Source organism: Stenotrophomonas geniculata ATCC 19374 = JCM 13324 (genome assembly GCF_001431625.1).
GTDB classification, from domain to species: Bacteria; Pseudomonadota; Gammaproteobacteria; order Xanthomonadales; family Xanthomonadaceae; genus Stenotrophomonas; species Stenotrophomonas geniculata.
In genome coordinates this window covers 61,854-87,890 of record NZ_LLXT01000082.1, presented here as the reverse complement: position 1 = coordinate 87,890, position 26,037 = coordinate 61,854, and the positions used below count along the sequence as shown (strand labels likewise).

Annotated in this window: 28 protein-coding genes; 18 read left to right on the top strand and 10 right to left on the bottom strand. The window is 66.9% G+C overall.

Annotation, left to right across the window (positions count from 1 at the left end; genetic code table 11):
- Positions 1–19: 19 nt before the first annotated feature.
- Positions 20–745 (top strand): hypothetical protein, encoded by a 726-nt coding sequence (locus ARC63_RS05085; protein WP_057502696.1) that lies wholly within the window; start codon positions 20–22, stop codon positions 743–745.
- A gap of 72 nt (positions 746–817) precedes the next feature.
- On the opposite strand, the gene ARC63_RS05080 is transcribed toward ARC63_RS05085, so the two are convergent.
- The gene (locus ARC63_RS05080) at positions 818–1,264 is read right to left on the bottom strand and encodes a copper chaperone PCu(A)C (protein WP_010483333.1); all 447 of its coding nucleotides are present in this window, start codon (positions 1,262–1,264) and stop codon (positions 818–820) included.
- Between the two features lie 34 nt (positions 1,265–1,298).
- Between ARC63_RS05080 and ARC63_RS05075 the strand changes: the two genes are divergently transcribed.
- From ARC63_RS05075 to ARC63_RS05060, 4 genes are all read left to right on the top strand, one after another.
- Positions 1,299–2,075: an enoyl-CoA hydratase/isomerase family protein gene (locus ARC63_RS05075; protein WP_010483336.1), complete on the top strand. Its 777-nt coding sequence runs from the start codon at positions 1,299–1,301 to the stop codon at positions 2,073–2,075.
- An 87-nt stretch (positions 2,076–2,162) separates the two neighbouring features.
- Positions 2,163–3,083, top strand: coding sequence for an acyl-CoA thioesterase II (gene tesB, locus ARC63_RS05070; RefSeq protein ID WP_005408551.1), 921 nt, complete (start codon positions 2,163–2,165; stop codon positions 3,081–3,083).
- A gap of 4 nt (positions 3,084–3,087) precedes the next feature.
- The gene (locus tag ARC63_RS05065; RefSeq protein ID WP_057502695.1) at positions 3,088–3,597 is read left to right on the top strand and encodes a hypothetical protein; all 510 of its coding nucleotides are present in this window, start codon (positions 3,088–3,090) and stop codon (positions 3,595–3,597) included.
- A 224-nt stretch (positions 3,598–3,821) separates the two neighbouring features.
- Positions 3,822–5,039, top strand: a complete 1,218-nt coding sequence (locus tag ARC63_RS05060) for an RNA polymerase sigma factor (RefSeq protein ID WP_057502694.1) — start codon at positions 3,822–3,824, stop codon at positions 5,037–5,039.
- A gap of 51 nt (positions 5,040–5,090) precedes the next feature.
- Here ARC63_RS05060 and ARC63_RS05055 read toward each other — a convergent pair whose 3' ends face one another.
- Positions 5,091–5,651 (bottom strand): EF-hand domain-containing protein, encoded by a 561-nt coding sequence (locus ARC63_RS05055; RefSeq protein ID WP_043396741.1) that lies wholly within the window; start codon positions 5,649–5,651, stop codon positions 5,091–5,093.
- 156 nt (positions 5,652–5,807) lie between these two features.
- Between ARC63_RS05055 and ARC63_RS05050 the strand changes: the two genes are divergently transcribed.
- Both ARC63_RS05050 and ARC63_RS05045 read left to right on the top strand, forming a co-directional pair.
- The gene (locus ARC63_RS05050; protein WP_010483343.1) at positions 5,808–6,563 is read left to right on the top strand and encodes an arginyltransferase; all 756 of its coding nucleotides are present in this window, start codon (positions 5,808–5,810) and stop codon (positions 6,561–6,563) included.
- 38 nt (positions 6,564–6,601) lie between these two features.
- Positions 6,602–7,816, top strand: a complete 1,215-nt coding sequence (locus ARC63_RS05045; RefSeq protein ID WP_049411395.1) for an endonuclease/exonuclease/phosphatase family protein — start codon at positions 6,602–6,604, stop codon at positions 7,814–7,816.
- A 97-nt stretch (positions 7,817–7,913) separates the two neighbouring features.
- Here the strand turns inward: ARC63_RS05045 and purT are convergent, their stop codons facing one another.
- Positions 7,914–9,101, bottom strand: coding sequence for a formate-dependent phosphoribosylglycinamide formyltransferase (gene purT / locus ARC63_RS05040; RefSeq protein WP_057502693.1), 1,188 nt, complete (start codon positions 9,099–9,101; stop codon positions 7,914–7,916).
- A gap of 137 nt (positions 9,102–9,238) precedes the next feature.
- Between purT and ARC63_RS05035 the strand changes: the two genes are divergently transcribed.
- Genes ARC63_RS05035 through ARC63_RS05015 form a run of 5 tightly spaced genes read left to right on the top strand, consistent with a single transcriptional unit; the run spans position 9,239 to position 11,934 of the window.
- Positions 9,239–10,120, top strand: a complete 882-nt coding sequence (locus ARC63_RS05035; protein WP_057502692.1) for an SPFH domain-containing protein — start codon at positions 9,239–9,241, stop codon at positions 10,118–10,120.
- A gap of 45 nt (positions 10,121–10,165) precedes the next feature.
- Positions 10,166–10,345, top strand: a complete 180-nt coding sequence (locus ARC63_RS05030) for a type II toxin-antitoxin system antitoxin (RefSeq protein WP_010483358.1) — start codon at positions 10,166–10,168, stop codon at positions 10,343–10,345.
- On the top strand, positions 10,342–10,521 hold the full coding sequence (locus ARC63_RS05025) for a DUF4177 domain-containing protein (protein WP_010483360.1): 180 nt from the start codon (positions 10,342–10,344) through the stop codon (positions 10,519–10,521). The genes ARC63_RS05030 and ARC63_RS05025 overlap by 4 nt, the downstream gene beginning before the upstream one ends.
- 3 nt (positions 10,522–10,524) lie before the next feature.
- Complete coding sequence (locus ARC63_RS05020) at positions 10,525–11,115, top strand: PH domain-containing protein (protein ID WP_057502691.1); 591 nt, start codon at positions 10,525–10,527, stop codon at positions 11,113–11,115.
- A gap of 9 nt (positions 11,116–11,124) precedes the next feature.
- Entirely contained in the window at positions 11,125–11,934 is an 810-nt protein-coding gene (locus tag ARC63_RS05015) for a M15 family metallopeptidase (RefSeq protein WP_057502690.1), read from the top strand.
- A gap of 159 nt (positions 11,935–12,093) precedes the next feature.
- Here ARC63_RS05015 and ARC63_RS05010 read toward each other — a convergent pair whose 3' ends face one another.
- The 4 genes from ARC63_RS05010 to ARC63_RS04995 form a co-directional block, all read right to left on the bottom strand.
- Positions 12,094–12,465 carry a DUF423 domain-containing protein gene (locus ARC63_RS05010; RefSeq protein WP_057502689.1) on the bottom strand — a complete coding sequence of 124 codons (372 nt, stop codon included), beginning with the start codon at positions 12,463–12,465 and terminating at the stop codon, positions 12,094–12,096.
- Between the two features lie 103 nt (positions 12,466–12,568).
- Complete coding sequence (locus ARC63_RS05005) at positions 12,569–13,642, bottom strand: polyketide cyclase (RefSeq protein WP_021203110.1); 1,074 nt, start codon at positions 13,640–13,642, stop codon at positions 12,569–12,571.
- 234 nt (positions 13,643–13,876) lie between these two features.
- Positions 13,877–14,518 (bottom strand): response regulator, encoded by a 642-nt coding sequence (locus tag ARC63_RS05000; RefSeq protein ID WP_057502688.1) that lies wholly within the window; start codon positions 14,516–14,518, stop codon positions 13,877–13,879.
- On the bottom strand, positions 14,518–15,720 hold the full coding sequence (locus ARC63_RS04995; protein ID WP_057502687.1) for a sensor histidine kinase: 1,203 nt from the start codon (positions 15,718–15,720) through the stop codon (positions 14,518–14,520). Before ARC63_RS04995 ends, ARC63_RS05000 begins: the two co-directional genes overlap by 1 nt.
- Before the next feature lie 153 nt (positions 15,721–15,873).
- On the opposite strand from ARC63_RS04995, the gene ARC63_RS04990 reads away from it, so the two are divergent.
- Genes ARC63_RS04990 through ARC63_RS04970 form a run of 5 tightly spaced genes read left to right on the top strand, consistent with a single transcriptional unit; the run spans position 15,874 to position 18,898 of the window.
- Positions 15,874–16,470, top strand: coding sequence for a GNAT family N-acetyltransferase (locus ARC63_RS04990; RefSeq protein WP_010483371.1), 597 nt, complete (start codon positions 15,874–15,876; stop codon positions 16,468–16,470).
- A complete protein-coding gene (gene minC, locus ARC63_RS04985; RefSeq protein WP_049455603.1) occupies positions 16,416–17,261 on the top strand; it encodes a septum site-determining protein MinC in 846 nt (281 codons plus the stop codon). The genes ARC63_RS04990 and minC overlap by 55 nt, the downstream gene beginning before the upstream one ends.
- A 37-nt stretch (positions 17,262–17,298) precedes the next feature.
- Positions 17,299–18,108 carry a septum site-determining protein MinD gene (minD, locus tag ARC63_RS04980; RefSeq protein ID WP_010483375.1) on the top strand — a complete coding sequence of 270 codons (810 nt, stop codon included), beginning with the start codon at positions 17,299–17,301 and terminating at the stop codon, positions 18,106–18,108.
- A 2-nt stretch (positions 18,109–18,110) separates the two neighbouring features.
- Positions 18,111–18,371 (top strand): cell division topological specificity factor MinE, encoded by a 261-nt coding sequence (gene minE / locus ARC63_RS04975; RefSeq protein WP_004148073.1) that lies wholly within the window; start codon positions 18,111–18,113, stop codon positions 18,369–18,371.
- Positions 18,372–18,415: 44 nt separating this feature from the next.
- Positions 18,416–18,898 (top strand): hypothetical protein, encoded by a 483-nt coding sequence (locus ARC63_RS04970; RefSeq protein WP_057502711.1) that lies wholly within the window; start codon positions 18,416–18,418, stop codon positions 18,896–18,898.
- A 120-nt stretch (positions 18,899–19,018) separates the two neighbouring features.
- Here ARC63_RS04970 and ARC63_RS04965 read toward each other — a convergent pair whose 3' ends face one another.
- From ARC63_RS04965 to ARC63_RS04955, 3 genes are all read right to left on the bottom strand, one after another.
- Positions 19,019–20,275 carry a DUF819 family protein gene (locus ARC63_RS04965; protein ID WP_049411403.1) on the bottom strand — a complete coding sequence of 419 codons (1,257 nt, stop codon included), beginning with the start codon at positions 20,273–20,275 and terminating at the stop codon, positions 19,019–19,021.
- Positions 20,276–20,389: 114 nt separating this feature from the next.
- Positions 20,390–22,468, bottom strand: a complete 2,079-nt coding sequence (locus ARC63_RS04960; RefSeq protein ID WP_057502686.1) for an alpha/beta hydrolase family protein — start codon at positions 22,466–22,468, stop codon at positions 20,390–20,392.
- A 232-nt stretch (positions 22,469–22,700) separates the two neighbouring features.
- A complete protein-coding gene (locus ARC63_RS04955; protein ID WP_010483387.1) occupies positions 22,701–24,665 on the bottom strand; it encodes an OPT family oligopeptide transporter in 1,965 nt (654 codons plus the stop codon).
- A 199-nt stretch (positions 24,666–24,864) separates the two neighbouring features.
- Between ARC63_RS04955 and ARC63_RS04950 the strand changes: the two genes are divergently transcribed.
- Positions 24,865–26,013, top strand: coding sequence for an acetyltransferase domain-containing protein (locus ARC63_RS04950; RefSeq protein WP_057502685.1), 1,149 nt, complete (start codon positions 24,865–24,867; stop codon positions 26,011–26,013).
- Positions 26,014–26,037 lie beyond the last annotated feature (24 nt).

The window sequence follows — 26,037 nt, the reverse complement described above, 5'->3', positions numbered from 1 at the left end:
TGCAATTCAAAGGACTGACATGATCCACCAGACTGAACTGAGCGACCTGCTGCCCGGCATGGTCCCCTTCCCCACCGGCGTCTTCCCCGCTGACCAAGCGTGGCTCGCCCAGCATCTGCTGCCGCTGCTGAAGATCGACCTGGGCGTGCTGCGCCCGGAACTGGCCGGCCAGGTGGCAACGATGCTGTGCCCGATCGAGCCGTATGACGGCTGCATCGGCGAGACCACCGAAGAACACCACAACGATTTCACCGGCACCAACTGGATCGCCTTCGAACTGACCGCCGGCAACGAGATGCGCTTTCTCGGCAACGAGGGCTATTTCATCGGCGACGCGGTGCAGGACAAGCACGCGCAGGAACACATCGCACAGATGCGCGAGAGCTACGCCAAGGCCCGCGACTACCATGCCGCGCACGGCCGTCTCGCCTGCTACTCGCGCTACGGCAACGGTGAGGCCAGCGAGCGCGATTACCTGGATACGCTGGGGGGACCGATAGGCTTCGGCAACTGGACCGAGACCGCGGAGATTCCCGCGGCATTCGAACTGCGCTTCACCGACGCTGCCGATGACCCCAACGCTGCGGACGATGCTGAAACGGTGATCATCACCCGCAATGGCAACACGTTCTTCGCCGTGGCCGACGTGGCCGGCTACAACTGGTGCGCCACCGGTGCCGATGCGATCGTGATGCTGTACGAGCCGGAAAGCCGCACGGTGCTGTTCTCGTACGACTGGACGTAAGCCCCCGCAGTAGTGCCGGCTGCTGGCCGGCATTTCCTGTGCTGCCGGCCAGCGGCCGGCACGACCATCCCGCTACGGCGCAGCCTTGCGCACGGTCAGCGCCGCACTCGCTTCGCCACCGCCTTCCAGCTGCAGCCGCAGCGGCAGCGCCTGACCTTCCTTCAACGGGCCCTTGCCCTGCATCAGCATCAGGTGCAGGCCACCGGGTTTGAGCTCGGCACGCGCGCCCGGTGCCAATGGCAGGCGCTCGATCGCGCGCATCCGGCTGACCCCATCGACGATGGTGGTTTCGTGCAGCGACACATCGCCAAACACCGCACTGCTTGCGCCGGTGATCACCACCGCCTTGCTGCAGCCGTTGTGGATCACGCCGTAGCCGGCGGTCATCGGCATCGCCGGATTCGGTGGCAACCGCGCCCAGCCCTGCTCCACCGTGACGCAGGCCGGTTCCGCCGCCGAAACCGATGCTGCGGCCGCACACAGAACCAACAGTACGCCAACGAATGGTTTGGTTATCATCGTCCAGGTTCCTTCTTCGCAACGAGACCGCAGCATGACGACGCTCATCGAGGTGATCAACCATGGCCCCATTCGCGAACTGCGCCTGGCGCGGCCGCCGGTCAACGCACTGGACACCGAACTGTGCCGGCAGTTGATCCATGCCATCGAGCTGGCCATGGCCGAAGACGCGCACGGCATCGTGCTGTCGGGCAGCGAGCGCATCTTCACCGGCGGCATGGACGTGCCGCACCTGCTCTCGCATGGAGATGACAAGCACAAGTTGCTGGACACCTGGAACGCCTTCTTTGGCGCCGTGCGCACGCTGGCCGAGAGCCGCATTCCGGTGGTCGCGGCGATCACCGGCCACGCCCCGGCGGGTGGCTGCGTGCTGGCCCTGTGCTGCGACTACCGCGTCATGGCGCGCAGCGCCGATCCGTCGCGACCGTATGCCATCGGCCTGAACGAAGTGCAGGTCGGCCTGATCGCACCGGAGGGCATCCAGCGCCTGCTGCGCCGTGCGGTGGGCGTGCACCGCGCCGGTGTCCTGCTGACCACCGGTTCGCTGGTGCCGGCCGAACAGGCGCTGCAGATCGGCCTGGTCGACGAACTGGCCGAAGGTGACCTGGTGGTCGCGCGTGCCGTGGCCTGGCTGCAGAACCTGCTCAAGCAGCCGCGCCAGCCGATGCTGCTGACCCGCGCCATCGCCCGCGCGGACCTGCACGTGGCGCTGCAGCCGGACCTGATCCAGCTCGACCGCTTCGTCGAGGCCTGGTTTGCGCCGGACGCACAGAACGCCCTGCAGGCGCTCGTGGCCCGCCTCGGCAAATAGCGGTTGCCTCGCCCGGGGTCAGATCCCTTTCGCCGGGCGAAAGGGAACTGACCCCTGACCGGTATAATCAGGCCCTCTTTCACTGCCGTGGCCGCCCCCTTGAACGACACGCCCGAACCCGTCGTCTCCGAGCTGATCGACCTGCTCACCCTGGAGCGGCTGGAGGACAACCTGTTCCGCGGGCAGAGCCGCGACATCGGCACCAAGTACGTGTTCGGCGGGCAGGTGCTGGGCCAGGCGCTGGCCGCGGCCCAGGCCACGGTCGACAACGGCCGCCACGTGCACTCACTGCACGCCTACTTCCTGCGCGCCGGCAACATCGACCACCCGATCGTCTACGACGTGGACCGCACGCGCGACGGCGGCAGCTTCTCGGTACGCCGGGTCACTGCGATCCAGCACGGCAAGGTGATCTTCTTCTGCGCGGCCTCGTTCCAGCAGGCCGAGACCGGCGCCGAGCACCAGCACAAGATGCCCGAAGTGCCGCAGCCGGAAGACATCGAACCGAACCGTCCGCTGCCGGCCGAAGTGCTGGAGCGGCTGCCGATCAAGGTGCAGCGCTGGCTGTCGCGCGGCGGCCCGTTCGAGTTCCGCCATGTCTACCCGCGTGACGAACTGAACCCGCCCAAGCGTCCGCCCTACCACCAGGTGTGGCTGCGCCTGAGCGAGCCGGTCGGCGACGCCCCGGAACTGCACCAGGCGCTGCTGGCCTATGCCTCCGATTTCCACCTGCTGGGAACGGCAACCTTCCCGCACGGCATCAGCTATTACCACCCGCACGTGCAGATGGCCTCGCTCGACCACGCGATCTGGTTCCATCGCCCGTTCCGCGCCGACGACTGGCTGCTGTACTCCCTGGACAGCCCCAGCGCGCAGGATTCGCGCGGCCTGGCCCGCGGCCAGTTCTTCACCCGCAACGGCGTGCTGGTGGCCAGTACCGCGCAGGAGGGCCTGATCCGCGTGGTTCCCGACCAGGCCGCGGCCGCCGCCGTGCCGGCCAAGGAGTAAACCGATGCGCCAGATCTTCAGCAGCCAGCGCGTGGAAACCGTCGAAGGCGTAGCCGACCTGCTGCGCGAGCACGGCATCGACGTCAAGGTGACCAACGGGCGCTCGTACAAGACCCGCCGCCGCGGTCAGTTCAGCTATACCGACCTTGGCAACGCCAACGCCTACCCGGCAGTCTGGATCGTGCGCGCCGACGATCAGCCGCGCGCACGCGAAATCCTGCGCGAGGCCCGCCTCCTCGACACCACCCGCCGCGACCACCCAACCGCCGAGTTCGCCTTCCGCGACGCCGCCGAAACGAGCGGCAGCGGCCGCGGCTGGGCCTGGCGCATCCGCATCGCCCTGCTGGTGGTGATCGCCGGCGTGGCGCTGGTGATCGGCCTGCGCCATCGCGGCGCCCCGGCACCTGCCGCACCGGCTCCTGCCGCGCAGGCCCAGCCGCAGCAGGCGCAACCGGCCCCTCAGGCCGCGCCGGAAGAGGAAGAAGTCCGGGTCCGTATCCAGCCCTCCAAGTAAGAGGCGGTAGCGCCGGGCCATGCCCGGCGAGCACAGCGGCCTGGCAGCAGGGTCGCGACTTCACCGTAACCCGTCAGGATTGGAGCCCCCTTGTTGTTCAAGGGGGTGCGCCAACGGCGCGGGGATGAGGTGGAATGCGCGGACCGCAGATGCATCAGCATCTGCGGTCACATTGGGCGCGCAGCTCCGTCATGGGACACAATCCCAGCAGGAGAGCCGCCGCCATGACGACGTTCGCCGCATCGATCGACCAGACCCTGGAACGCGAACTGCCCGCTGCCGCCAGCGGTTGCCAGCACGCCTACGGCCGCATCGTGCTGGCCTGCCAGAACACGGTCACCGCCATCGCGCTGGCCATCACCCGCGACCGCCAGGCCAGCGAGGACATTGCCCAGGAAGCCTTTGTGAAGGGCTGGCAGCAGCTGCACCAGCTGCGCAGCGCGACCAGCTTCCTGCCGTGGCTGCGGCAGATCACCCGCAACCTGGCCCGCGACTGGCTGCGCGCCCAGCGTGGCCGTCCACTGACCGGCGAGGCGGCCGAGGTGGCGATGGGGATGGCCGCAGATCCATCGCCGGGCGCCGCCGATCGCCTGCAGCGGGTGGAGGAAGAAATCGCCGCCGAGGACATCATCTCCACCCTACCCGCCGACAGCCGCGAAGTGCTGTTGCTGTACTACCGCGAAGGCCAGCGCTCGCAGCAGGTGGCCGACCTGCTCGGTCTCAGCGACGCGGCGGTGCGCAAGCGCCTGTCGCGCGCCCGCACCCTGGTGCGCGACGGCCTGCTGCAGCACTTCGGTGAGTTCGCACGCAGCAGCGCGCCGAGCGCTGCATTCGCCACCGCCGTGGTGTCGATGGTCCTGGTGGCCGCACCCGGCACCGCCAGTGCCGCGATCCTGCTCAGCACCGGCGTCGGCGTGGGCGGCAGCAAGCTGGGCCTGGGCGGCGTCAGTGCCGCAGGCGGCGCAGCCATGGGTTCACTGACGGCCGCCGCCAGCCAGCTGCACCTGATACCCGCCAGCAACTGGGCCGCCGTTGCCGGGGGCGTCGTCGGTGGCATCATCGGCAGCTATCTGGGGGGCCGCTTCCTGCTGCGCTTCGCAGACACCCCGCAGGAACGGGCGGCCGTGCGACGGTTCGTGCACCTCAATACGTTCACTGCGATGGTCGTCTGCACCAGCCTGTTGGTTTCGCTGATGCTGCAGGTGCCGCTGTGGCTGCAACTTGCCATTCTCGTCATCGGCCTGGGTACGGTGAACTACCAGTGCCTGGTGCCGCTGCAGCGCGTGATGGCCCCCATGATCGCGCGTGATTCGGCGCGGCGCGGCCGCAGCGGAACCAACTGGCAATACGAATCCGTCTACGGGCGCACCGGCATCATCGGCGCGAACGTCTTCGTGATCGCCTTGGTGGTGTATGCATTGATGCGCAGCGGAAACGTATAACGGACAACGCCGGCAGTCTGCCGGCGTTGTCGTCATTCACTGCGTCGACCCTCAGCGCTGCGGCGCCGGTGCGCCACCGTCGCGCGGACCGCCATGGCGCGGGCCACCGTGCATCGGGCCCTTGGCGGCGTCGAACTCGGCCTTGCTCAGCTGGCCGTCCTTGTTGGTGTCGGCGGCAGCGAACCAGGCATCACGATGCTGCTTCATGCGCAGCTCGCGGTCGGCCTTGTCCAGATAGCCGTCCTTGTTCAGATCAAGCTGGTCGAAGCGCGCGGCCAGGCGCGGATCGGCCTTGGCTTCCTCGCGGCTGATGCGGCCGTCCTTGTTGACGTCCAGCTTGGCCCAGCGCTCACCGCCGTGGCCACGGCGGCCATGCTTCCAGCGCGGCAGCTCATCGCGCGAGAGCTTGCCGTCCTTGTTCTTGTCCAGCTCGTCGAACTTCGCGGCCAGGCGCGGGTTGGCAGCGGCTTCGCCGCGGTCGATGACGCCGTCGCCGTTGGTGTCCAGTTTGGCCGGACGCTGCGCGGGCGTGGCCGGGGTGTCGGCAGCGAGCGCGATACCGGAAGCGGAGGTGCCGAGCAGCAGGGCCAGCAGCAGGGGGGTACGGATCATGAGGTCACTCCTGGGGATGGGAACAGCGTCGGGGTGATCACTTCACCCTCGGGGGACAACAACGCCCGGGCGCGACATCGGTTGACGCCGCTGCCGGTGCCATTCATCCGGCGGACAGTCGCCGCCACTGCGACAACCTGGGGCTATGCTGTGCCCATGGCGATGCATGGCGACAGAGACGACGAACTGCGACTTTTCCAGACCGGCGAGCACCCCTGCGGGTACTGGTCGGACCGGGTGGCACGCGACCTGGTGCTGGACCCGAACGACCGCCGCCTCGGTGCGCTCTATCCGCTGGCACTGAGCTGGGGCTTCCGCCGCAGCGGCGATCTGGTCTACCGGCCCCATTGCGCGCACTGCCAGGCCTGCGTGGCGGTGCGGATCCCGGTGGCGCGCTTCGCTCCGGACCGCAGCCAGCGCCGCTGCGCCGCCCGCAATGCCGACCTGGAGGTACGGATCACCGCCGCCACCGCCCGCGACGACCTGTTCGCGCTGTATCACCGCTACCTCACCCACCGCCACGCCAATGGCGGCATGGACGACCACGGCCCGCACGAATTCGAGCAGTTCCTGATCGGCAGCTGGTCGCACACCCGTTTCATGGAAATGCGCCTGCCCGGCCACGACGGCCAGCCCAGCCAACTGCTGGGGGTGGCGGTGACCGACGTCACCGAGCACGGCCTGTCGGCGGTCTACACGTTCTTCGACCCGGACCACGCCGCGCGCGGGCTGGGCACCTTCGCGATCCTGCAGCAGATTGAATGGGCGCGCCGCGAGGGCCTGCCACACGTGTACCTGGGCTACTGGATCCGCGGCCACCAGAAGATGGACTACAAGCGCCGCTTCCATCCGCTGGAGGCGTACGACGGCCGCCGCTGGCACGATTTCGACAACGAACTGGACGGGCGCTGACAAACCGCTGACACCAGGCCAGGTGCACAATACGGCCCATGAACATGACCCGCCGCCATCCCCTGATCCTCGCCCTGGCCCTGCTCTGCGGCGCCACCGCCCCTGCCTTCGCCACGTCCCCCGCGATGACCGAAAAGCCGTCCACTGCGCTGCGCCTGGCTACCTACAATACCTCGCTGTACTCCGACGACGCCGGTGGCCTGATCAAGGAACTGGAAGGCGACAGCGAGCACGCACGCAAGATCGCCGCGGTACTGCAGCAGGTGCGCCCGGATCTGGTGCTGCTGAACGAATTCGATTTCGACGACGCCCATCGCGCCGCCGACCTGTTCCAGAAGCGCTACCTGGAAGTCGCCCAGCCCGGCGGCGGCAAGCCGCTGCATTTCGCCTACCGCTATCTGGCCCCGGTCAATACCGGCGTGCCCAGTGGCCTGGACCTGGACAACAACGGCGTGGTCGGCGGCGAAGGCCGCAGCCGCGGCAACGATGCGTGGGGCTACGGCCTGCACCCGGGCCAGTACGGCATGCTGGTGCTGTCGCGTTACCCGATCGATGAAGCCAAGGTACGCAGCTTCCAGCTGCTGAAATGGAGTGCGATGCCGGGTGCCATCCGCCCGGTCGATCCGCGTACCGGCCAGAGCTTCTACAACGACCAGGTGTGGTCGCAGCTGCGCCTGTCGTCGAAGTCGCATTGGGACGTGCCGGTGAAGACCCCGGCCGGCGTGGTGCATGCGCTGGTCTCGCACCCGACCCCGCCGGTGTTCGACGGCCCGGAGAAGCGCAACGCGGCGCGCAACCACGACGAGCTGCGCCTGTGGCAGGAGTACCTTTCCAAGGGTGACAAGCCGTGGCTGTGTGACGACAAGGGCCAGTGCGGTGGCCTGGCGCAGGACGCACGCTTCGTGATCCTGGGCGACCTCAACAACGACCCGGTCGACGGCGATGGCCGCCATGAGGCGATCGTCGAGCTGATCGAGAACGCCCGCGTGCTGCGCTACCCCACCCCGCGCAGCGTCGGCGGTGAGCAGACCAGCCTGGCCTATGCGGCCAAGGGCATCGAGCGCAAGGGCGCACCGTTCCACGCCACCGGCGACTTCGGCCCGAAGTCCGGCACCATGCGCCTGGACTACGTACTGCCCTCGACCGGTTTCGAGTACATCGGCAGCGGCATCTTCTGGCCGGCCAATGAAAGCCCGGAGGCGAAGATCGCCGACGGCAGCGACCACCACCTGGTGTGGGTGGATGTGCGGTAGAGTCGACTGTTAGTCGACTGCACGGAAATCTGTACCGACCAACGGTCGGTACCCACCGGGTTTCGGTAGGCGACGACCGTTGGTCGTCGCTCCTTTCTTACGGGCGCAGTTCGACGCCGATGGCGTCGGCGGCATCACGCGCGATGGCGCGTGCTACGTCAATGGTTTCCGCGCGCGCCAGGGTCACGCCCACGCGGCGATGGCCGTGCACGCTCGGCTTGCCGAACAGGCGCACGGCGGTGTCCGGCATCTGCAGGGCGGCGGCGACGTTGTTGAAGTACGGCACGCCCTCGCCGTGCGCCAGCAGCGCGCACGAGGCCGACGCGCCGCTCTGGCGGATCACCGGAATCGGCAGGCCGAGGATGGCGCGCGCGTGCAGCGCGAACTCGCTCAGCTCCTGCGATACCAGCGTCACCAGGCCAGTGTCATGCGGGCGCGGCGACACTTCGCTGAACCACACTTCGTCGCCCTTCACGAACAGCTCCACGCCGAACAGGCCCCAGCCACCGAGGTCGTCGGTGATCGCGCGCGAGATCTCTTCCGCGCGCGCCAGTGCCGCGCTCGACATCGGCTGCGGCTGCCAGCTTTCGCGGTAGTCGCCGTCCTTCTGCAGGTGGCCGATCGGTGCGCAGAACGAGGTGCCGCCGGCGTGGCGCACGGTCAGCAGGGTGATCTCGTAATCGAAATCGATGAAACCTTCGACGATGCAGCGGCCGGCACCGGCACGGCCACCGGTCTGCGCGTACTCCCACGCCGGGGCGATGTCCGCCTCGCTGCGCAGGGTGCTCTGGCCCTTGCCCGAGGACGACATCACCGGCTTGACCACGCACGGCAGGCCGATGGCGGCCACGGCAGCACGGTACTCGGCCTCGGTATCGACGAAGCGGTACGGCGAGGTCGGCAGGCCCAGGGTTTCGGCGGCCAGGCGGCGGATGCCTTCGCGGTCCATGGTCAGGCGTGCAGCACGCGCGGTCGGGATCACCCGCAGGCCCTGCTCCTGTTCCAGCTGGACCAGGGTCTCGGTGTGGATGGCCTCGATCTCCGGCACTACCAGGTGCGGCTGCTCCTGGGCGATCAGCGCGCGCAGGGCCATCGCGTCCAGCATGTCGATCACGTGCGAGCGGTGTGCGACCTGCATCGCCGGCGCGTCGGCGTAACGATCGGCGGCGATCACCTCCACGCCCAGCCGCTGCAGCTCGATGGCCACCTCCTTGCCGAGTTCGCCCGAGCCCAGCAGCAGCACGCGGGTGGCGGAGGGGGACAACGGAGTTCCAAGCTTGGCCATGGCAGTTCCAGCAGCGATGTGAAGGCGGGTGGGCATTCTAGCTGGCCGGGCACCCGGGCCATGGCATCCGACGAACGGTAGTCGACAAGTGATATCACTTTGATATCTTCACCTTGAACCCTCAAGGACGTACCGCCATGAAAGAGAAGTCGCTTGCCTCCCTCAACGGCCTCGGCACCCTGGCCGGATCCCTGCTGGCTGCGCTGGCCGGCGGGGCGCTGTTCGTGCTGGGGGTGGCGGCCAAGGCCAGCACCGGCTCGCCCAACCTGCTGCTGATGCTGGCCGGCGTGCTGGTGGTCGCTGCCGCGGTCTTCATCCTGGCCGGCCTGTACACCATCCAGCCCAACCAGGCGGCCGTGCTGAGCCTGTTCGGCAAGTACGTCGGCACCGTCAAGGACAACGGCCTGCGCTGGAACAACCCCTTCTACGCCAAGCGCCGGGTCAGCCAGCGCGTGCGCAACTTCGAGAGCGGCAAGCTGAAGGTCAACGAGCTGGACGGCAGCCCGATCGAGATCGCCGCAGTGATCGTCTGGCAGGTGGTCGACGCCTCCGAAGCGGTCTACAACGTGGACGACTACGAGAGCTTCGTGCACATCCAGTCCGAATCCGCGCTGCGTGCGATGGCCACCAGCTATCCCTACGACCAGCACGAGGACGGCCAGCTGGCCCTGCGAAGCCACGCCAGCGAGATCTCCCAGCACCTGAAGAACGAGCTGGCCGAGCGCCTGGCCGATGCGGGTGTGCAGGTGATCGACGCGCGCATCAGCCACCTGGCCTACGCCGCTGAAATCGCCCAGGCGATGCTGCAGCGGCAGCAGGCCAACGCGGTGATCGCCGCACGCACGCGCATCGTGGCCGGTGCAGTGGGCATGGTCGAGATGGCCCTGGCCGAACTGCATAAGAACGGCGTGGTTGAACTGGACGAGGAGCGCAAGGCGCACATGGTCAGCAACCTGCTGACCGTGCTGTGCTCGGACCGCGGCACCCAGCCGATCGTCAATGCCGGCTCGCTGTATTGAGCCACACTCGCAACGGGGCGCCCCACCGCCCCGCCAGGAGCCCCCATGAGTGAGAAGAAAGCCTATCCGCTGCGCATCAACGCCGAGGTCCTGGCCGCGGCGCAGCGCTGGGCCGACGACGAGCTGCGCAGCCTCAACGCGCAGATCGAATACGTGCTGCGCGACGCCCTGCGCAGGGCAGGACGCCTGCCGAAACCCACGCCATCGCCGGAGGACAAGGAATGAGCACGCGCTGGAGTTACCAGACCATCGAAGTGAAGACCACGATGATGGGCACCCTGAAGGCCGAGGACATCCAGAGTGAACTGACCCGCCAGGGCCAGCTTGGCTGGGAACTGGTCAACGTCATCATCCCGGCCCCGATGCGCCCGGCGATGCTGGTGTTCAAAAAGGAGGCCTGAACCATGGGCGGCAGCGACCCCAAACCCTTTGACGTGGCCGAGAGCTCGCCGCTGCGCGTGCTCTGGATCGTGCTGCCGCTGCTGGCTGCCTTCGTGGCCTGCCTGTACGCACAGCTGTACAAGGCACCGGCAGGCGCCCCCTGGATCGAAGTGACGCTGTCGCCGCCCTGGTTCCGGATGGGCGGCAGTGCGGCATGGAGCCTGATCGTCATCGCTGTACTCGCTGTCGGGCTGGGAGCCGCATTCTTCCGCCGCCGCGTGGCGCTGGCCGGCAACGTGCTGGACGTGCGCTCGACGATGTATCGGCGGCGCGTGCCGGTGGCGCAGCTGCGGCTGGACCAGGCCGAGGTGGTCGACCTGCAGCGTGACCGCCGCTACGGCATCCGTGTCAAAACCAATGGCTATTCAATGCCGGGCTTCTACTCGGGCCACTTCCGCCTGCAGGGCGGCGGCAAGGGCTTCGCCCTGGTCACCGACCGTGCGCGCGTCCTCGCCCTGCCGGTCAGTGATGGCAGCACGCTGCTCAGCGTGGACCGGCCGCAGGCCCTACTCGATGCACTGCGCAAGGTGGCCGCGTCGGCGCCACGGCAGTAAGCTGCGGCGATGCAACGACGCGCCCCCCTGCTGATCAATACCGAGGCCATCGAGCTGTGGCCCGCCCACCTGCTGCGTGCACGCAGCAACCTGGATGCACGCCTGCTGTCGCAGGCGCACTGGGTGCTGCGGCGCAAGCGCGATGGTCGCTACCTGGCGGCGGTACTGGCGCAGGGTGTGCACGCCATGGTGCCGCGCCTGCAACGCGAGCCCGGGGTCGAGGAAGCACTGGCGCTGCTGGATGCCGCGGCAGCGCGGCCCTTCGCCGCCGGGCTGGAAGAACAATGGCTGCCGCTGGCCGGGTTGCAGCAGCGCCTGCAGCAGCTTGGCCTGGATGCACAGCGCTACGCGGACGGCAGCGGCTTGCCGCTGGAATCCGAACCGTGCCTGCTGCACTTCGCCGGTCGCGACCGCTTCGCCCGCCCGTTGTGGCTGCGCCGTGGCGCCGCGCAGGGCTGGCGGCGGATGCAACTGCACGCGGCACAGGACGGAATTGCGCTGGACGCGATCTCCGGCTTCCGCAGCCATGCCTACCAGCTGGGCATCTTCGAACGGAAGCTGGCGCGCGGCTTGAGCGTGGCAGAGATCCTGAAGGTGAATGCCGCACCGGGGTTCAGCGAACACCACAGCGGCCACGCGCTGGACATCGGCACGCCGGGCGACGCGCCGGCCGAAGAATCGTTCGAAGCCACCGACGCGTTCGCGTGGCTGCAGGCCCATGCCGGTGAACACGGCTTCCATCTGAGCTACCCCCGCGACAACCCGCACGGAATCGTCTACGAACCGTGGCACTGGTGCTGGAAGCCGGCCAACGGCTGAGCCCCTCGTGGCGAAAGCCTGGGGCAATCAGTGCATGGCCGCAGGATGGAACAAGAGAGCAAAGACAAAAGCGGGTCGCTTCGCTCGAAGCCGAGCATGGCTCGGCTCTACAGAAGCTGACGGCGCAGCGGTGTCGTGCTTGGCCGATCTCCGCTGCCGTCACCGCCTCAACGCATTGATCCCCAGCAACACCCATCCGGCCATCATGCTGGTGCCGCCAATCGGTGCCATCCGCGTCGGCCACTGCCACAACGCGCCGCCCACCAGGCTGCCGGAAAACAGCAGCACTCCCAGCAGCAGCAAGTACAGCGCCAGATGCGCGATCGCTCCCTGCGCGCGCGGTCCGAGCGCCACCAGTACCGCACCATGCGCGAACGCATACAGCGCCGCCATGTTCAGATGCTGCTGCGCCAGCGGGTCGGCCACACCGTGCGAGGCGTAGGCCGACAGGCCGATCGAGACGGCGGCCAGCAGCGCACCCAGGCAGGCCAGCAGCGAAGGCTTACGTGCGCGACGTTCGAGATTGAACATGTGGGCTCCTTGCGCAGCGCCCTTGCCGGGCGCCAGATGAAAAAAAACGCGCCGCAATGAGCGGCGCGTTTTCGTGTCCAACACTACATGGGTCAGCCGAAGCTTACTTGACGGCCCAGTAGATGTCGTAGGTACCTTCCGGGGTGAACGACTTGTCGATGCCGTCCTTCCAGGTTTCGTACGGACGGTCGATCACTTCGTTGCCGGAAGTCACGGCCCAGGCACGCAGACCGTTGCGGGCCACGTCCAGACCCGCCATGTGGCCGGTGTAGGCGGCATGCGCCGAACGGTGCGGAGCCACATGCACGTACTTGACCGGAGCGCCACCGTCGATCTTGACGGTCAGCTCTTCAGCGGTGGCACCTTCAGCACCCTTCTTCTTCACCGGCTGGGCGATGTCGAAGGCGTACTTTTCCTGACCGAAGTCGGTGGTGATGATGCGGAACGGACCGGCGGCTTCAAGGCCATTGGCCTCCATCACGCGCTTGATCCACTCCTGGTTGTCCTTGATGGACTTGGTGATCGTGTCCTGACCACGGTCCACGTTACCGGCGTTGACGACCAGCAGGTCTTCAGCCGGCACGTCGACGATGCCCAGATCGGTCAGCGGGGCTTCCGGGGTGCGGTAGTCCACGTTCGGGACGGTGGCCAGCATGTTGGCCATGCGCGACAGACCCATCTTGATGTCGTCGCCGATCTGGCGGCTGACATACAGGCCTGCATAACGGCCGAACAGGTCAAAGCCGTACTTCACCGAGTAGTCCTGGGTGATCTTGACGTTGCGGCCACCCTTGCCGGTCGGCTCCAGCGTGAAGGTGGTGATCTTGTCGTGACCCTTGGTGGCGTCATCGATGGCGATCGCAACACGCTTGTTCTCTTCGGCTTCGGTGATCTTCCAGGAACCGGTGCCCAGGTCCTTGGAGGTGAAGTCGAGAGTGGCACCGACGCCGGAGGCCGGGCCGGACAGCTTCAGTTCAACGGCGGGATCGCGCAGTACCAGCGGGTTCCAGTCCTTGAAGCGGCGCAGGCTGCTGACCGTGTCGTACACGATCGTCATCTTGCGGTTGGTCTCGATGCTTTCGGTGATGTGACGCTCGCCCGGCAGACATACGCCAATGATGACGAACAGGCCAGCCACGATCCCCAAGGCGATCAGGAACTCGATAATACGGGTCATTCAGAGAGTCTCCGGGGCCGATCCCACGGCCGGGTTGATTGAAGCGAAGCGCCAATCCTAGCAGGCTTCGCGGGCATTGTTTATCGGGATTGGCGCACCGGTTTCCCTGCCGGCTGCGTATTTGTATGGACAAAGAATTCGAAGGGTACCGCATACCGATACCCGTGAAGTAGGGGGCAACCCCACCCGAGGGCCATGCCTGGGCCTCAAGTCATTGTCCTGAAAAGGTTTTCCTCAGACCAGCTGAAGCTCGAACGCCTTCAGTACGGCACGCGTACGGTCGCGCACGCCCAGCTTGGACAGGATGTTGGACACGTGGTTCTTGATGGTGCCTTCGGCCACACCCAGCGAATTGGCGATCTCCTTGTTGGAGAAGCCACTGGCCATCAGGCGCAGGATCTCGGTCTCGCGGTCGGTCAACGGGTCCGGCCGGTCCAGGCTGACGAACTCGTTGCGCATGTGCTCCAGGCCGGACAGCAGGCGCTGGGTCACGGCCGGCTGCACCAGCGAACCGCCTTCGGCCACGGTGCGGATGGCACCGACCAGCTGCGCCAGGGTCACGTCCTTGAGCAGGTAGCCCTTGGCACCGGCCTTGAGCCCGGCCAGCACCAGCTGGTCGTCGTCGAAGGTGGTGAGGATGATGGTCGGCGGCAGCTGCTCCTGGCGCGACAGCACCTGCAGCGCCTCCAGCCCGGACATCACCGGCATGCGCATGTCCATCAGCACCACGTCGGGACGCACCTGCGGTATCAGCTCGACCGCCTGCCGGCCATCGCCGACCTCGGCCACCACCTCGATACCGTCGTCGAGCGCCAGCAGGGAGCGGATTCCCTGCCGCACCAGGGTTTGGTCGTCGACCAGGCAGACGCGAATCATCAACGCACTCCTTCAGGAACCTTGGTAAGGGTGGCCGCCAGCACCGTTGCCGGCACCGTCGCCCGCAACCGGAAGCCTTCACCGGGGCGGGTTTCGACCTGCAGCTGGCCACCACATTGTTGCAGGCGCTCGCGCATGCCGCGCAAGCCATTGCCCACATTGACCATATCCGCGCCGACACCGTCGTCGCGGGCCTCCACCACCACCCGGTCGGGGGCTTCACGGTACACCTTGATCCACAGGTGGCGGGCGCCGGCGTGGCGCACCGCGTTGGTGATGATCTCCTGGGTGCAGCGCAGCAGCACGTGGGCCCTCTGCGGGTCCTCCACGTTCAGCGGATCCTCGATGTCCAGCTGGATGTCCAGCGAAGGCACATTCTCGGTCAGCGGGCGCAGTGCCGCGGCCAGATCGATGGCGCCGGTCTCACGCAGCTGGCTGACCACCTCGCGCACGTTGCCCAGCAACAGCTTGGCCAGGGCGTGCGAGCGCTTCACATGGTCCAGCGCCTGGCCCTCGGCCAGGTGGCCGGCCACTTCCAGGTTCAGGGTCAGCGCAGTCAGCTGATGCCCCAGAAGATCGTGCAGCTCACGCGAAATGCGGGTTCGCTCATTGACCCGGGCGCTTTCGGCCAGCAGGGCGCGGGTGGCGCGCAGCTCCGAATTGAGCCTTCGCTGCTCGTCGCGGGCCTGGGTCTGCTGTCGCGCGACAAGGCTGGTCACGAAGATGAACATGGAAAAGCCGCCATACAGCAGCGATTGCATCACGGCTTCGAACAGCGGGAAGTGCAGCAGCATGTAATAGACCGGGGCCACCGCCAGCTGGCTGACCAGCAGCCACAGCACGCACAGGCGCGCCGACAGCATCCACGGAATGACGCCGGCAGCCACCATCATCAGGATGCTGCCAAGGCCGGAACCACTGAGGTAGCTGACGCCGAGCGCCGAAACCGTCAGCAGCAGCAGCAGGCCGCGGTCCAGCCAGGTGGTGTGACTGTCGCTGTCGCTGCGCAGGAGGCGGGTCAGCCAGTAGTACGCGGCGCCGAAGGACAGGTAGGCGACGAACAGCAGGATCGCCCAGCTGCCCATATCGCTGCGGCTGTGCAGGTTCTCGAACTGCGAGTACGCCAGTGGCAGGCCGACCATGACCCAGGTAAACAGGCCGGCCAGACGGAGGACGCGGGTATGGCTGAGGACTCCCAACATGCCAGCACTCTACGGGCCCGGCCTGCGTCGCGCACTCCCACGGAAGTCATGCATCTGCGGCCCCCTGTTCATGCCGCAGCCCACCCCGGGCATGCAATAATCGTGCGCAGGGTCCAATTTGACGGACCAACCGCGTTACCCCACGGAGTCACAATGTCGATTGTCATCCGCGACGTGCGCGAGCACGAGCTCGATTCCGTCCTGGCTTTGAACAACAACGCTGGCCTGGCCATCCTTCCCCTGGATGCGGCCCGCCTGCGCCTGTTCTACGAAACCGCTGAGTATTTCCGCGTCGCCGAGCGCGACGGCAACCTGGCCGGTTTCCTGATCGGCTTCGGCAGCGACAGCCAGCACGACAGCAGCAACTTCGCCTGGTTCAAGCAGCAGCTGGACACCCCGTTCTTCTATATCGACCGCATCGTGGTCGCCAGCCGCCGTCGTGGCGGTGGCGTCGGCCGTGCGTTCTATGCCGACGCGCAGAGCTTCGCCGAGCTGCGCTACCCGCAGATGACCTGCGAAGTCTTCCTCGACCATGGCGCCGATGCCGCCCTGCTCTTCCACGGCAGCTTCGGCTTCCGCGAGCTGGGCCAGAACACCATGCCGCAGGTCGATGTGCGCGCCAGCATGCTGGCCAAGGAACTGTGCAGCTACCCGTGGGTCCAGGAGACCTACGGCGGCAAGCTGCCGGATGTGGCATGGACACGTGCCCGGCAGCTGCCGGCACAGGCACAGCGGCCGACGGGGACCTGAGCGTGGCGGTGAATTTCGATTACGAACAGGCCGGTGAACTGAAGATCGGCCAGGTGGGCGTCGCCAACCTGCGCATCCGCACCCTTGATGTCGAGCGCCTTGTGCAGGAAATGCGTGAACGCGTCACCCGTGCGCCGAAACTGTTCGGCCGCGCGGCGGTGATCCTCGACTTCGGCGGCCTGAGCCAGGTGCCGGACGTGGCTACCGCGCAGGCGCTGGTCGATGGCCTGCGCAGTGCCGGCGTGCTGCCGGTGGCGTTGGCCTATGGCACCAGCGCGGTCGACCTGCTCTCGCAGCAGCTCGGGCTGCCCCTGCTGGCCAAATTCCGCGCCCAGTACGAGCGTGCCGAGGCCGAGCCGGCTCCGCCGCCGTCCGCGCCTGAACCGCGTCGCGCGGCCCGTGCCGAACCGAAGCCGGCGCCGGCCACGCCGGTGGCCAAGGTCGCCGACGCCGCCGCACCGCAACCCGGCCGCATGCAGCTGGGCAACGTGCGTTCGGGCCAGCAGCTGTACGCTGAGAACTGCGACCTGACCGTGATGGCCACCGTCGGTGCCGGCGCCGAAGTCATCGCCGACGGCAGCATCCATATCTACGGCACCCTGCGCGGCCGCGCGCTGGCAGGGGCCCAGGGCAACACCGCGGCACGCATTTTCTGCCGTGATTTCCATGCGGAACTGGTGGCCATTGCAGGCCACTACAAGGTACTGGACGATGTCCCGGACAACCTGCGCGGCAAAGCCGTGCAGGTGTGGCTGGAACAGGACCAGATCAAGATCGCTGCGCTGGACTGACGCAGCTCCAAACTCATGCAGAACCAGGAGAAGTCCTTTGGCTGAAATCATCGTAGTCACCTCCGGCAAGGGCGGCGTCGGCAAGACCACTTCCAGCGCGAGCCTGGCCTGCGGCCTGGCACGGCGCGGCAAGAAGGTGGCGGTGATCGACTTCGACGTCGGCCTGCGCAACCTCGACCTGATCATGGGCTGCGAACGCCGCGTGGTGTACGACTTCGTCAACGTCGTGCACGGCGAAGCGACCCTCAAGCAGGCCCTGATCAAGGACAAGCGCTTCGAGAACCTGTACGTGCTGGCCGCCTCGCAGACCCGCGACAAGGACGCACTGACCCAGGAAGGCGTGGGCAAGGTCCTGAAGGACCTGGCCGCCGACGGTTTCGATTACATCATCTGCGATTCCCCGGCCGGCATCGAGAAGGGCGCCTTCCTGGCGATGTACTTCGCCGACCGCGCCGTGGTGGTGGTAAACCCGGAAGTGTCGTCGGTGCGCGACTCGGACCGCATCATCGGCCTGCTCGATTCGAAGACCCACAAGGCCGAGTCCGGCCAGGACGTGCCGGCCTTCCTGCTGCTGACCCGCTACACCCCGCTGCGCGTGGAAAGTGGCGAGATGCTCAGCATCGCCGACGTCGAGGAAGTGCTCGGCCTGAAGGCGATTGGCGTGATCCCCGAGTCGGGTGACGTGCTCAACGCCTCCAACAAGGGCGAGCCGGTCATCCTGGATGTCGAGTCCGCTGCCGGCCAGGCCTACGACGACGCCGTCGCGCGCATCCTCGGCGAAGAACGCCCGATGCGCTTCACCAACGTCGAGAAGAAGGGCTTCTTCAGCAAGCTGTTCGGAGGGTAAGCATGGGCCTGTTTGATTTCCTCAAAGCGAAGAAGACCACCGCCGAAACCGCCAAGAACCGCCTGCAGATCATCATCGCGCAGGAACGCAGCAACCGTGGCGGCCCCGATTACCTGCCGCTGCTGCAGCGTGAGCTGCTGGAAGTGATCAAGAAGTACGTGAACATCGACGTCGATGCGGTGAAGGTCGACCTGGTGAAAGATGGCCAGCACGACGTGCTGGACATCTCCGTGGCGCTGCCTGAAGGCCCGGACAAACCCTGATCTCCTGCCCCGCCCGTGCCTGCATGGGCGAGGCGCCCAACCGCATGACCGATACGACAACCGCCGTGGACATCACCTGCGTGGGCGACATCGCCTTCGCCGATGCGCAGCGCCTGCTCGCCGCGCATGGCCTGCGGCTGCACCACGTCGCGGCCGGTGAAGCGATTCCCGGCAGCTACTGGGGCGAGCCCGAGGCCGGCATCATCGCCAGCAACGTGTATGTGCGCGACGACACTCCCGTGCATTCGATGCTGCACGAAGCCTGCCACCTGATCGTGCTGCCGCCGGAGCGGCGTGCGCGGGTGCATACCGACGCCACCGACTCGGTGGCCGAGGAAGATGCCACCTGCTACCTGCAGATCGTGCTGGCCGGGCAGCTACCGGGTGTTGGCACTGCGCGGCTGATGGCCGACATGGATGCCTGGGGGTATACGTATCGGCTGGGATCCACCAAGGCGTGGTTTGAACAGGACGCCGAGGATGCGCGGGCGTGGTTGATCGAACGCGGGTTGCTGCAGGCGGCGTAACCGCCATCCACGCATGGCGTGGATCTACTGCAGAGCCGAGCCCATGCTCGGCTGCTCTTCGCTGTCACGAGCGCGAATGCAAAGCCAGAAGCAGCCGAGCATGGGCTCGGCTCTACAGGATCACCCCTGCCCGGCCAGCGCGCGCAGGGTAATACCGACGATGTAGGCCAGGTACGTGCCGGTCGCATAGCCCATCGTGCCCAGCAGCACGCCCACCGGCGCCAGCGCCGGATGGAACGCGGCCGCCACTACCGGCGCCGAGGCCGGGCCACCGATGTTCGATTGCGAACCGATCGCGAAATAGAAGAACGGCACCTTCAGCAGCTTGCCCAGGCACCACAGCAGCACGATGTGCACGGCAATCCAGATCAGGCCGAGCAGGAACAGCCACGGGCGATCCAGCAGCGCCAGCAGATCCATCTGCATGCCGATGCAGGCGATCAGGAAATACAGCAGCAGCGAGCCCAGCCGCGAGGCGCCCGCCCCTTCCAGGGTACGTGCACGGGTGAAGCTCAGGCTCAGGCCCAGCGAGGTCGACAGCACCACCACCCACACGAATGGCGCATCCAGGCTGAACTGCGAAGCCCAGCTGACGTTGGCCTTGAACCACGCCGCCAGCGGCGCGCCGATGGCGTGCGACAGGCCCACGCCACCGAAGGCCACCGCCACGATCAGCATCAGGTCGGTAAGGCTGGGAATGCGCTCGTGCTCGGCCTGGAAGCGCGCGATGCGCTCCTTCAGTTCATCGATGGCCGAGGTATCGGCGCCGCTGCGTGCATCGATCTTCGCGGCGCGCCCGGCCAGGAAGATCAGTGCCGCCATCCACACGTAGCCGACACCCACGTCGACCACCGCGAACTGGCCGAACGTGGTGGCGTTGACGTCGAACACTTCGCGCATCGCCAGCATGTTGGCGCCGCCACCGATCCAGCTGCCCGCCAACGCGGCCATGCCGGCCCAGGTGTCGCCGGCCACGGTTTCCGGATGCACCGCGCGCATCAGCAGGAAGGCCACCACCGCGCCGAGCATGATGCTGGCCGATGCGCCCAGGTACATCAGCACCAGCTTCGGGCCCAGCCGCAGGATGCCCTTGATGTCCACCGCCAGCGTCAGCAGGATCAGCGCCGCCGGCAGCAGGATGTCGCGTGCGATCGGGTTGTAGAGCTTGGTGTTCTGGCCATCGATGAGGCCGACGGTGTTGTAGATGCCGGGAATCAGGTAGCACAGCAGCAGCGCCGGCACGAACGTGTAGAAGCGCTTCCACAGGCCCTGCTCGCGCGAGGCGGTCCAGAACACGGCGCCGAGGGTGGCGGCGATCAAGCCGAAGACGACGATGTCGTTCTGGATCATGCAGGTGCTCTTGTAGAGCCGAGCCATGCTCGGCTGCTGTTGGCGAAGGTGTGCCGACCAACGGTCGGCACCCACCGGCGGGAACATCGGCACCCACCGTCGAAAACAAAAGCGCCGCCCCGAAGGGCGGCGCTGCAGTCATCAGTTGCCGATGTGCTGCTTCAGCCAGGCATTGACGGTGTCATGCCACAGGATGCTGTTGTTCGGCTTCAACACCCAGTGGTTCTCGTCCGGGAAGTACAGGAACTTCGATTCGATGCCCTGGCGCTGTGCAGCGGTGAACGCAGCCAGGCCCTGCTCGACCGGAATGCGGAAGTCCTGCTGGCCGTGGATGACCAGGATCGGCTTCTTCCAGTCCGCCACGTGGTTGACCGGGTTGAACTTCTCGTAGTTCGCGGCCTTCTGGTACGGGGTACCGCCCTGCTCCCACTCGGTGAACCACAGCTCTTCGGTGGCGTAGCCCATCATGCGCTGGTCGAACACGCCGTCATGGTTGACCAGGCACTTGAACGGGCTGTTCCAGTTGCCGGCGATCCAGTTGACCATGAAGCCACCGTAGCTCGCGCCCAGCGCACAGGCCTTGTCACCGTTGAGGAAGGAATACTTCTTCAGCGCCGCGTCCCAGCCCTTCTGCAGGTCTTCCAGCGGGCGGTCGCCCCAGTGCTGGCTGATCGCATCGGTGAAGGCCTGGCCATAGCCGGTGGAACCGTGGAAATCGATCATCACCACCGCGTAGCCCTGGCCCGCGTAGGTCTGCGGGTTCCAGCGGTAGCTCCAGCCGTTGCCGAAGCTGCCCTGCGGACCGCCGTGGATCAGGAACGCGACCGGGTACGACTTGCCTTCCTGGTAGTTGTGCGGCTTGACCACGTAGCCGTGCACGGTGTCGTTGTTCCAGCCCTTGAACTCGAACTGTTCGTAGTCACCGAAGGTCACGTCCTTCAGCACCTCGCCAGCAGCCGGGGTCAGCGCGCGCAGTTCGCCGATGGCTTCGCCCGCGGCCGGCAGCAGGCCGACCAGTACCTGGTCGTTGCTCTTCAGGCTGTTGCGGGTGATGGCCACGCTGTTGCCGGCCACGTCGACAGCAGTAACGCTGCCATCGCCAATCAGCTTGGTGGCCTTGCCGCTGGCCACGTCGATCTGGAACAGCGGGTGTTCGCCGAGGTCATCGGCAGTGGTGTAGATGCTGGCACCGTCGGCGGACAGGGCGATGCCGCCAGCCGAACGATCCCACTGCGGGGCGATCTCGCGCGTCTTGCCGCTGGCAACGTCCATCGCCATCAGGCCAAAGCGATCGGCTTCGAAGCCCGGGCGCTTCATCGCACGGTAGAACAGGGTTTTGCCGTCGGCGCTGAACACCGGGCCGGCATCCCAGGCCGGGTTGGACGCGGTCAGGTTGACCGGTGCCTGCTTGCCTGCGGCGTCGAAGCGGTACAGGTCGAAGTTGGTCGACCATGGCTCCTGCTTGCCGGCCACACGGATGCTGGCCACCACGCTGGCACCATCCGGCGACCACGCGAAATCATCGTTGCCACCGAACGGCTTGGACGGCGCGTCGCCATCGATGGTCGCGCTCAGTGCAGAAGCGCCCTTGACCGCGCCGGCCTTGGCCGACGGCAGCGGCGCCACGAACAGGGTATTGCGGCGGCCGTCGTTCCAGGTATCCCAGTGGCGCACGAACAGCGAATCGAAGACCTTGCCGCTGGCCTTGGCGCCGGCCACGTCCTTCAGCTTCTTCTCGGTGCACGCCAGATCCGAGGCGCAGGCCTGGAACACGCCGGCGCTGAACAACACGCGGTCGTCCTGCGGCGACACGTGGTAGCTGTCCACGTCCACCGGGAAGTCGGTCAGCTGGCGCGGAGCACCGCCGCTGATCGGCTGCGCGTAAAGCTGCTGGCTGCCGTTCTTGGCGCTGAGGAAGTACACGGTCTGGCCATCGGCCGACAGCGATGCGGAGTTGACGTTCCAGCCAGCCGGGGTGATCTGCTTCGGCGGCGCCGCATCGCGGGTGCGCAGGTTGCGTGCGAACAGCGCGGTGGAGGCCTTCAGGTTGGCGTCGACGCTGCGCTTGGCGAACACCACGGTGCCGCCGTCAGCGGTCAGTACCGGCGCGGAGACGCGGTCCATGGCCACCATGTCGCGGACTTCCAGGCCACGGGCAGCGGCAACGCTGGGCAGGGCGGCCAGCAGGCTCAGTGGCAGCAGGGCATGACGCAGTTTCATCGGGGTCTCCGCAGGACGGCAAAAAACCGATGTTAGGCCCGTGCGGCCGGGGCTGCCAAGGCCATCGGTCATGCCTGTGGGCGGCAATCGCCAGAAACAGCAAACCGCGCCGTAGCGCGGTTTGTGGGGACACGGGGGTCGGATCCGATTCCGGCGGAATCGGCTCTGACCCCAGACGCTGTCAGCGTGGGGTCAGAGCCCTTCCCTCCGGGAAGGGATCCGACCCCCTGCATTACGCCTTGGCGTACTTGCCAGTGCGGTAGATCAGCCAGCCGACCAGGAACAGCACGGCCAGGCCGATCCACTGTGCGCCCGGCAGGTGGAACGGCACGGCCAGCACGTCTGCGCGGCTGCTGACCACGATCGGAATCGCGATGGCGATGCCCATCAGCGCCTCGCCGGTGATCAGGCCGGCAGCGAACAGCACGCCCGGCTTGTGCACGCGGTCGCGGCCTTCTTCGTCATCGGCGCGCACCTTGTGGAAGCGCTCCACCAGGTGGGCAATCAGGCCACCGAGGAAGATCGGCACCATCAGTTCCAGCGGCAGGTAGATACCGATGGCGGCGGCCAGCACCGGCACGCGGAAGCGTGCGTTGCGCGACTTCAGCCAGCTGTCGAAGGCGATGATGGCGGCGCCGACCACGGCACCGATGCCGATGAAGGTCCACGGCAGTTCGCCACCGAACAGGCCCTTGGCCACCGAGGCCATCAGGTTGGCCTGCGGTGCAGCCAGCGCGTTCGGGTGCAGCTCGGACTTCACGCCGATGCCGTAGGCGGTAGCCAGCAGGTTCAGCACCGGGGCCATGATCAGTGCGCACGAGAACGCACCGATGCCCAGCATCAACTGCTGCTTCCACGGGGTGGCGCCGACGATGTAGCCGGCCTTGAGGTCCTGCAGGTTGTCACCGCCGACCGCCGCAGCGCAGCACACCACCGCGCCGATCATGATCGCAGCCACCGCACCCAGCGGCGCACCGCCGGCACCGACCGGCTTGAGGCCATCGGCGCCCAGCAGCACCACCAGCACGGCCGAGGCGAACAGGATGGTGGAGATGGTGATGCCCGAGACCGGGTTGTTGGACGAACCGATCAGGCCGGCCAGGTAGGCCGAGACCGACACGAACAGGAAGCCGGCGACGATCATGATGAGGGTCATCGGGATCGACACGTGCCACTGGCCGACGATGGCCTGGTACAGGGCCAGCAGCGGCAGCACGAAGACCACCAGGGCCACCAGCATCCACTTCATCGGCAGGTCGCGCTCGGTGTGCGCCAGCACCGGGCCGCCGCTCTTGCGGGCGGCGGCAAAGCCGCTCTTGACGCCGTTGAGCAGCGACTTGCGCAGCGAGATCAGGGTCCAGATACCACCGATCAGCATCGCGCCGACACCCAGGTAGCGCATCTTCGCACCCCAGATGGCAAACGCGGCTTCGGTGGACGAAGCGGTGGCGACCGACGCGGCCAGTGCCGGATCGGTGTTCATGAAGAACGCCTGGTAGATCGGAATGGCGATGTGCCAGGTCAGGATCGAGCCGGACACCACCACGATGCCGACGTTGAGGCCGACGATGTAGCCCACGCCCAGCAGTGCCGGCGACAGGTTGGTGCCGATGAAGGCGGTGACCTTGGAGCTGCCGACGTAGGCCGAAGTGGCCCAGGCATCGGGAATCAGGCGCATGCCGCTTTCCGCGGCCAGCTTGACGAAGGCACCGATCACCGCCGACAGGCCGAGGATCTTCAGGCCCGGGCCCGGGTTCTCACCGGCCTTGAGCACTTCGGCCGCGGCCTTGCCTTCCGGGAACGGAAGCGGGTCTTCGACGATCATCGAACGGCGCAGCGGCACCGAGAACAGCACACCCAGCAGGCCGCCAAGGCCGGCGATGCCCAGCACCCACCAGTACTTGAAGTCCGGCCAGTAGCCCATGATCACCAGCGCCGGAATGGTGAAGATCACACCGGCGGCGATCGACGAGCCGGCCGAAGCGCCGGTCTGCACGATGTTGTTTTCAAGGATGGAGCCACCGCCCAGCAGGCGCAGCACGCCCATGGAAATCACCGCGGCGGGAATGGCGGTGGCGATGGTCAGGCCTGCGAACAGACCGAGGTAGGCGTTTGCGGCCGACAGCACCACCGCCAGCACGATGGCCAGGGCCACTGCGCGGAAGGTGAGCTGCTTGGGCGCAGCGTCGTGGTTCATGGAAGCCCCTGCTGGCAAAAAATCCCTGCCACGCTAGCGTTCAGGACAGATCAAGTCCAGCGTGCCAAAGGATGGGGCGTGTGCTGCAGCGCAATGGGCCAGTACGTGGACCGGCAATCGACCGACCCGGCAAAGTCCGGTTGGGCACACCGCAAATGATATGTTATATCTTAATGCTACCTTGTTGTTACTGCATCGCATGCCCCCTTCCCCCTCCCCTCGCCTGGCCTCCATCGACCAGCTGCGCGGCACCGTGATGCTGTTGATGTTGCTGGACCACGTGCGCGAGACCTTCTTCCTGCAGCACCAGGTGAGCGACCCGATGGACGCGGCGACGGTCTCCCCTGCGCTGTTCGCCTGCCGTCTGCTGGCCCACCTGTGCGCACCCGTGTTCGTCCTGTTGACCGGTCTGTCGGCCTGGCTGTACGGCCAGCGCCAGGCGGATCCGCGCCGGGCCACGTCCGCCCTCCTGCTCAAGCGCGGCCTGTTCCTGGTCGTGCTGGAACTGACCCTGGTGAACTTCGCCTGGACCTTCCAGCTGCCACCGGACACGCTGTACCTGCAGGTGATCTGGGCCATCGGCCTGAGCATGATCGCGCTGGGCGGCCTGTTGTGGCTGCCCCGTCCCGTCCTGCTGGTGGCCGCGGTCGCGGTGGTGGCCGGGCACAACCTGTTCGACAGCGTACGGCTGCAGGGCAATGGCCTGCTGCCGGTGCTGTGGAAAGTGCTGCACCAGCGCGACTGGATCGAGGCCGGTGCGCTGCGCCTGCGCACGTCCTATCCGCTGCTGCCCTGGATCGGGGTGATTGCGCTGGGCTACCTGATGGGGCCGTGGTTCGGTCGCGAGCGCGCGCCAGAGCAGCGCCAGCGATGGCTGCTGTGGGCAGGCATCGGTGCGCTGGCCCTGTTCGCGCTGCTGCGGTTCGCCAACCAGTACGGGGATGCACCGTGGCATTACCAAAGCAGCACGCTGCGCACATGGATGAGCGTGTTCAACATCACCAAGTACCCGCCGTCGCTGCAGTTCCTGCTGTTGACCCTGGGCGTGGGGCTGTTGCTGCTGCGCCTGTACGAATGGCCGCCACTGGCGCGCGCACTGCGCCCGCTGGCCGATATCGGCGCCGCGCCGATGTTCTTCTACCTGCTGCACCTGTATGTGCTGAAGGGGCTGTACCTGGCCGCGCTGGCAATCTGGGGACCGACGCACGGTGACCTGTACGCGCTGGATTCGGTGGCCGGCCTGCTGCTGGTGGCCTGTGCGCTGGCGGTGGTGCTGTACCCGCCGACGCGGGCGTTCGCGCGGTTCAAGGCGCGAAGGCGTGACCTGGCGTGGTTGCGGTACCTGTGATCGCCCAGACCAATCCGGCAATCC

Excerpts from the sequence above, each read along its gene's own strand:
- ARC63_RS05085 (WP_057502696.1), top strand. The coding sequence starts at position 20 with ATGATCCACCAGACTGAACTGAGCGACCTGCTGCCCGGCATGGTCCCC.
- ARC63_RS05080 (WP_010483333.1), bottom strand. The coding sequence starts at position 1,264 with ATGATAACCAAACCATTCGTTGGCGTACTGTTGGTTCTGTGTGCGGCC.
- ARC63_RS05075 (WP_010483336.1), top strand. The coding sequence starts at position 1,299 with ATGACGACGCTCATCGAGGTGATCAACCATGGCCCCATTCGCGAACTG.
- ARC63_RS05065 (WP_057502695.1), top strand. The coding sequence starts at position 3,088 with ATGCGCCAGATCTTCAGCAGCCAGCGCGTGGAAACCGTCGAAGGCGTA.
- ARC63_RS05060 (WP_057502694.1), top strand. The coding sequence starts at position 3,822 with ATGACGACGTTCGCCGCATCGATCGACCAGACCCTGGAACGCGAACTG.
- ARC63_RS05055 (WP_043396741.1), bottom strand. The coding sequence starts at position 5,651 with ATGATCCGTACCCCCCTGCTGCTGGCCCTGCTGCTCGGCACCTCCGCT.
- ARC63_RS05050 (WP_010483343.1), top strand. The coding sequence starts at position 5,808 with ATGGCGATGCATGGCGACAGAGACGACGAACTGCGACTTTTCCAGACC.
- ARC63_RS05045 (WP_049411395.1), top strand. The coding sequence starts at position 6,602 with ATGAACATGACCCGCCGCCATCCCCTGATCCTCGCCCTGGCCCTGCTC.
- purT (WP_057502693.1), bottom strand. The coding sequence starts at position 9,101 with ATGGCCAAGCTTGGAACTCCGTTGTCCCCCTCCGCCACCCGCGTGCTG.
- ARC63_RS05035 (WP_057502692.1), top strand. The coding sequence starts at position 9,239 with ATGAAAGAGAAGTCGCTTGCCTCCCTCAACGGCCTCGGCACCCTGGCC.
- ARC63_RS05030 (WP_010483358.1), top strand. The coding sequence starts at position 10,166 with ATGAGTGAGAAGAAAGCCTATCCGCTGCGCATCAACGCCGAGGTCCTG.
- ARC63_RS05025 (WP_010483360.1), top strand. The coding sequence starts at position 10,342 with ATGAGCACGCGCTGGAGTTACCAGACCATCGAAGTGAAGACCACGATG.
- ARC63_RS05020 (WP_057502691.1), top strand. The coding sequence starts at position 10,525 with ATGGGCGGCAGCGACCCCAAACCCTTTGACGTGGCCGAGAGCTCGCCG.
- ARC63_RS05015 (WP_057502690.1), top strand. The coding sequence starts at position 11,125 with ATGCAACGACGCGCCCCCCTGCTGATCAATACCGAGGCCATCGAGCTG.
- ARC63_RS05010 (WP_057502689.1), bottom strand. The coding sequence starts at position 12,465 with ATGTTCAATCTCGAACGTCGCGCACGTAAGCCTTCGCTGCTGGCCTGC.
- ARC63_RS05005 (WP_021203110.1), bottom strand. The coding sequence starts at position 13,642 with ATGACCCGTATTATCGAGTTCCTGATCGCCTTGGGGATCGTGGCTGGC.
- ARC63_RS05000 (WP_057502688.1), bottom strand. The coding sequence starts at position 14,518 with ATGATTCGCGTCTGCCTGGTCGACGACCAAACCCTGGTGCGGCAGGGA.
- ARC63_RS04995 (WP_057502687.1), bottom strand. The coding sequence starts at position 15,720 with ATGTTGGGAGTCCTCAGCCATACCCGCGTCCTCCGTCTGGCCGGCCTG.
- ARC63_RS04990 (WP_010483371.1), top strand. The coding sequence starts at position 15,874 with ATGTCGATTGTCATCCGCGACGTGCGCGAGCACGAGCTCGATTCCGTC.
- minC (WP_049455603.1), top strand. The coding sequence starts at position 16,416 with ATGGACACGTGCCCGGCAGCTGCCGGCACAGGCACAGCGGCCGACGGG.
- minE (WP_004148073.1), top strand. The coding sequence starts at position 18,111 with ATGGGCCTGTTTGATTTCCTCAAAGCGAAGAAGACCACCGCCGAAACC.
- ARC63_RS04970 (WP_057502711.1), top strand. The coding sequence starts at position 18,416 with ATGACCGATACGACAACCGCCGTGGACATCACCTGCGTGGGCGACATC.
- ARC63_RS04965 (WP_049411403.1), bottom strand. The coding sequence starts at position 20,275 with ATGGCTCGGCTCTACAAGAGCACCTGCATGATCCAGAACGACATCGTC.
- ARC63_RS04960 (WP_057502686.1), bottom strand. The coding sequence starts at position 22,468 with ATGAAACTGCGTCATGCCCTGCTGCCACTGAGCCTGCTGGCCGCCCTG.
- ARC63_RS04955 (WP_010483387.1), bottom strand. The coding sequence starts at position 24,665 with ATGAACCACGACGCTGCGCCCAAGCAGCTCACCTTCCGCGCAGTGGCC.
- ARC63_RS04950 (WP_057502685.1), top strand. The coding sequence starts at position 24,865 with ATGCCCCCTTCCCCCTCCCCTCGCCTGGCCTCCATCGACCAGCTGCGC.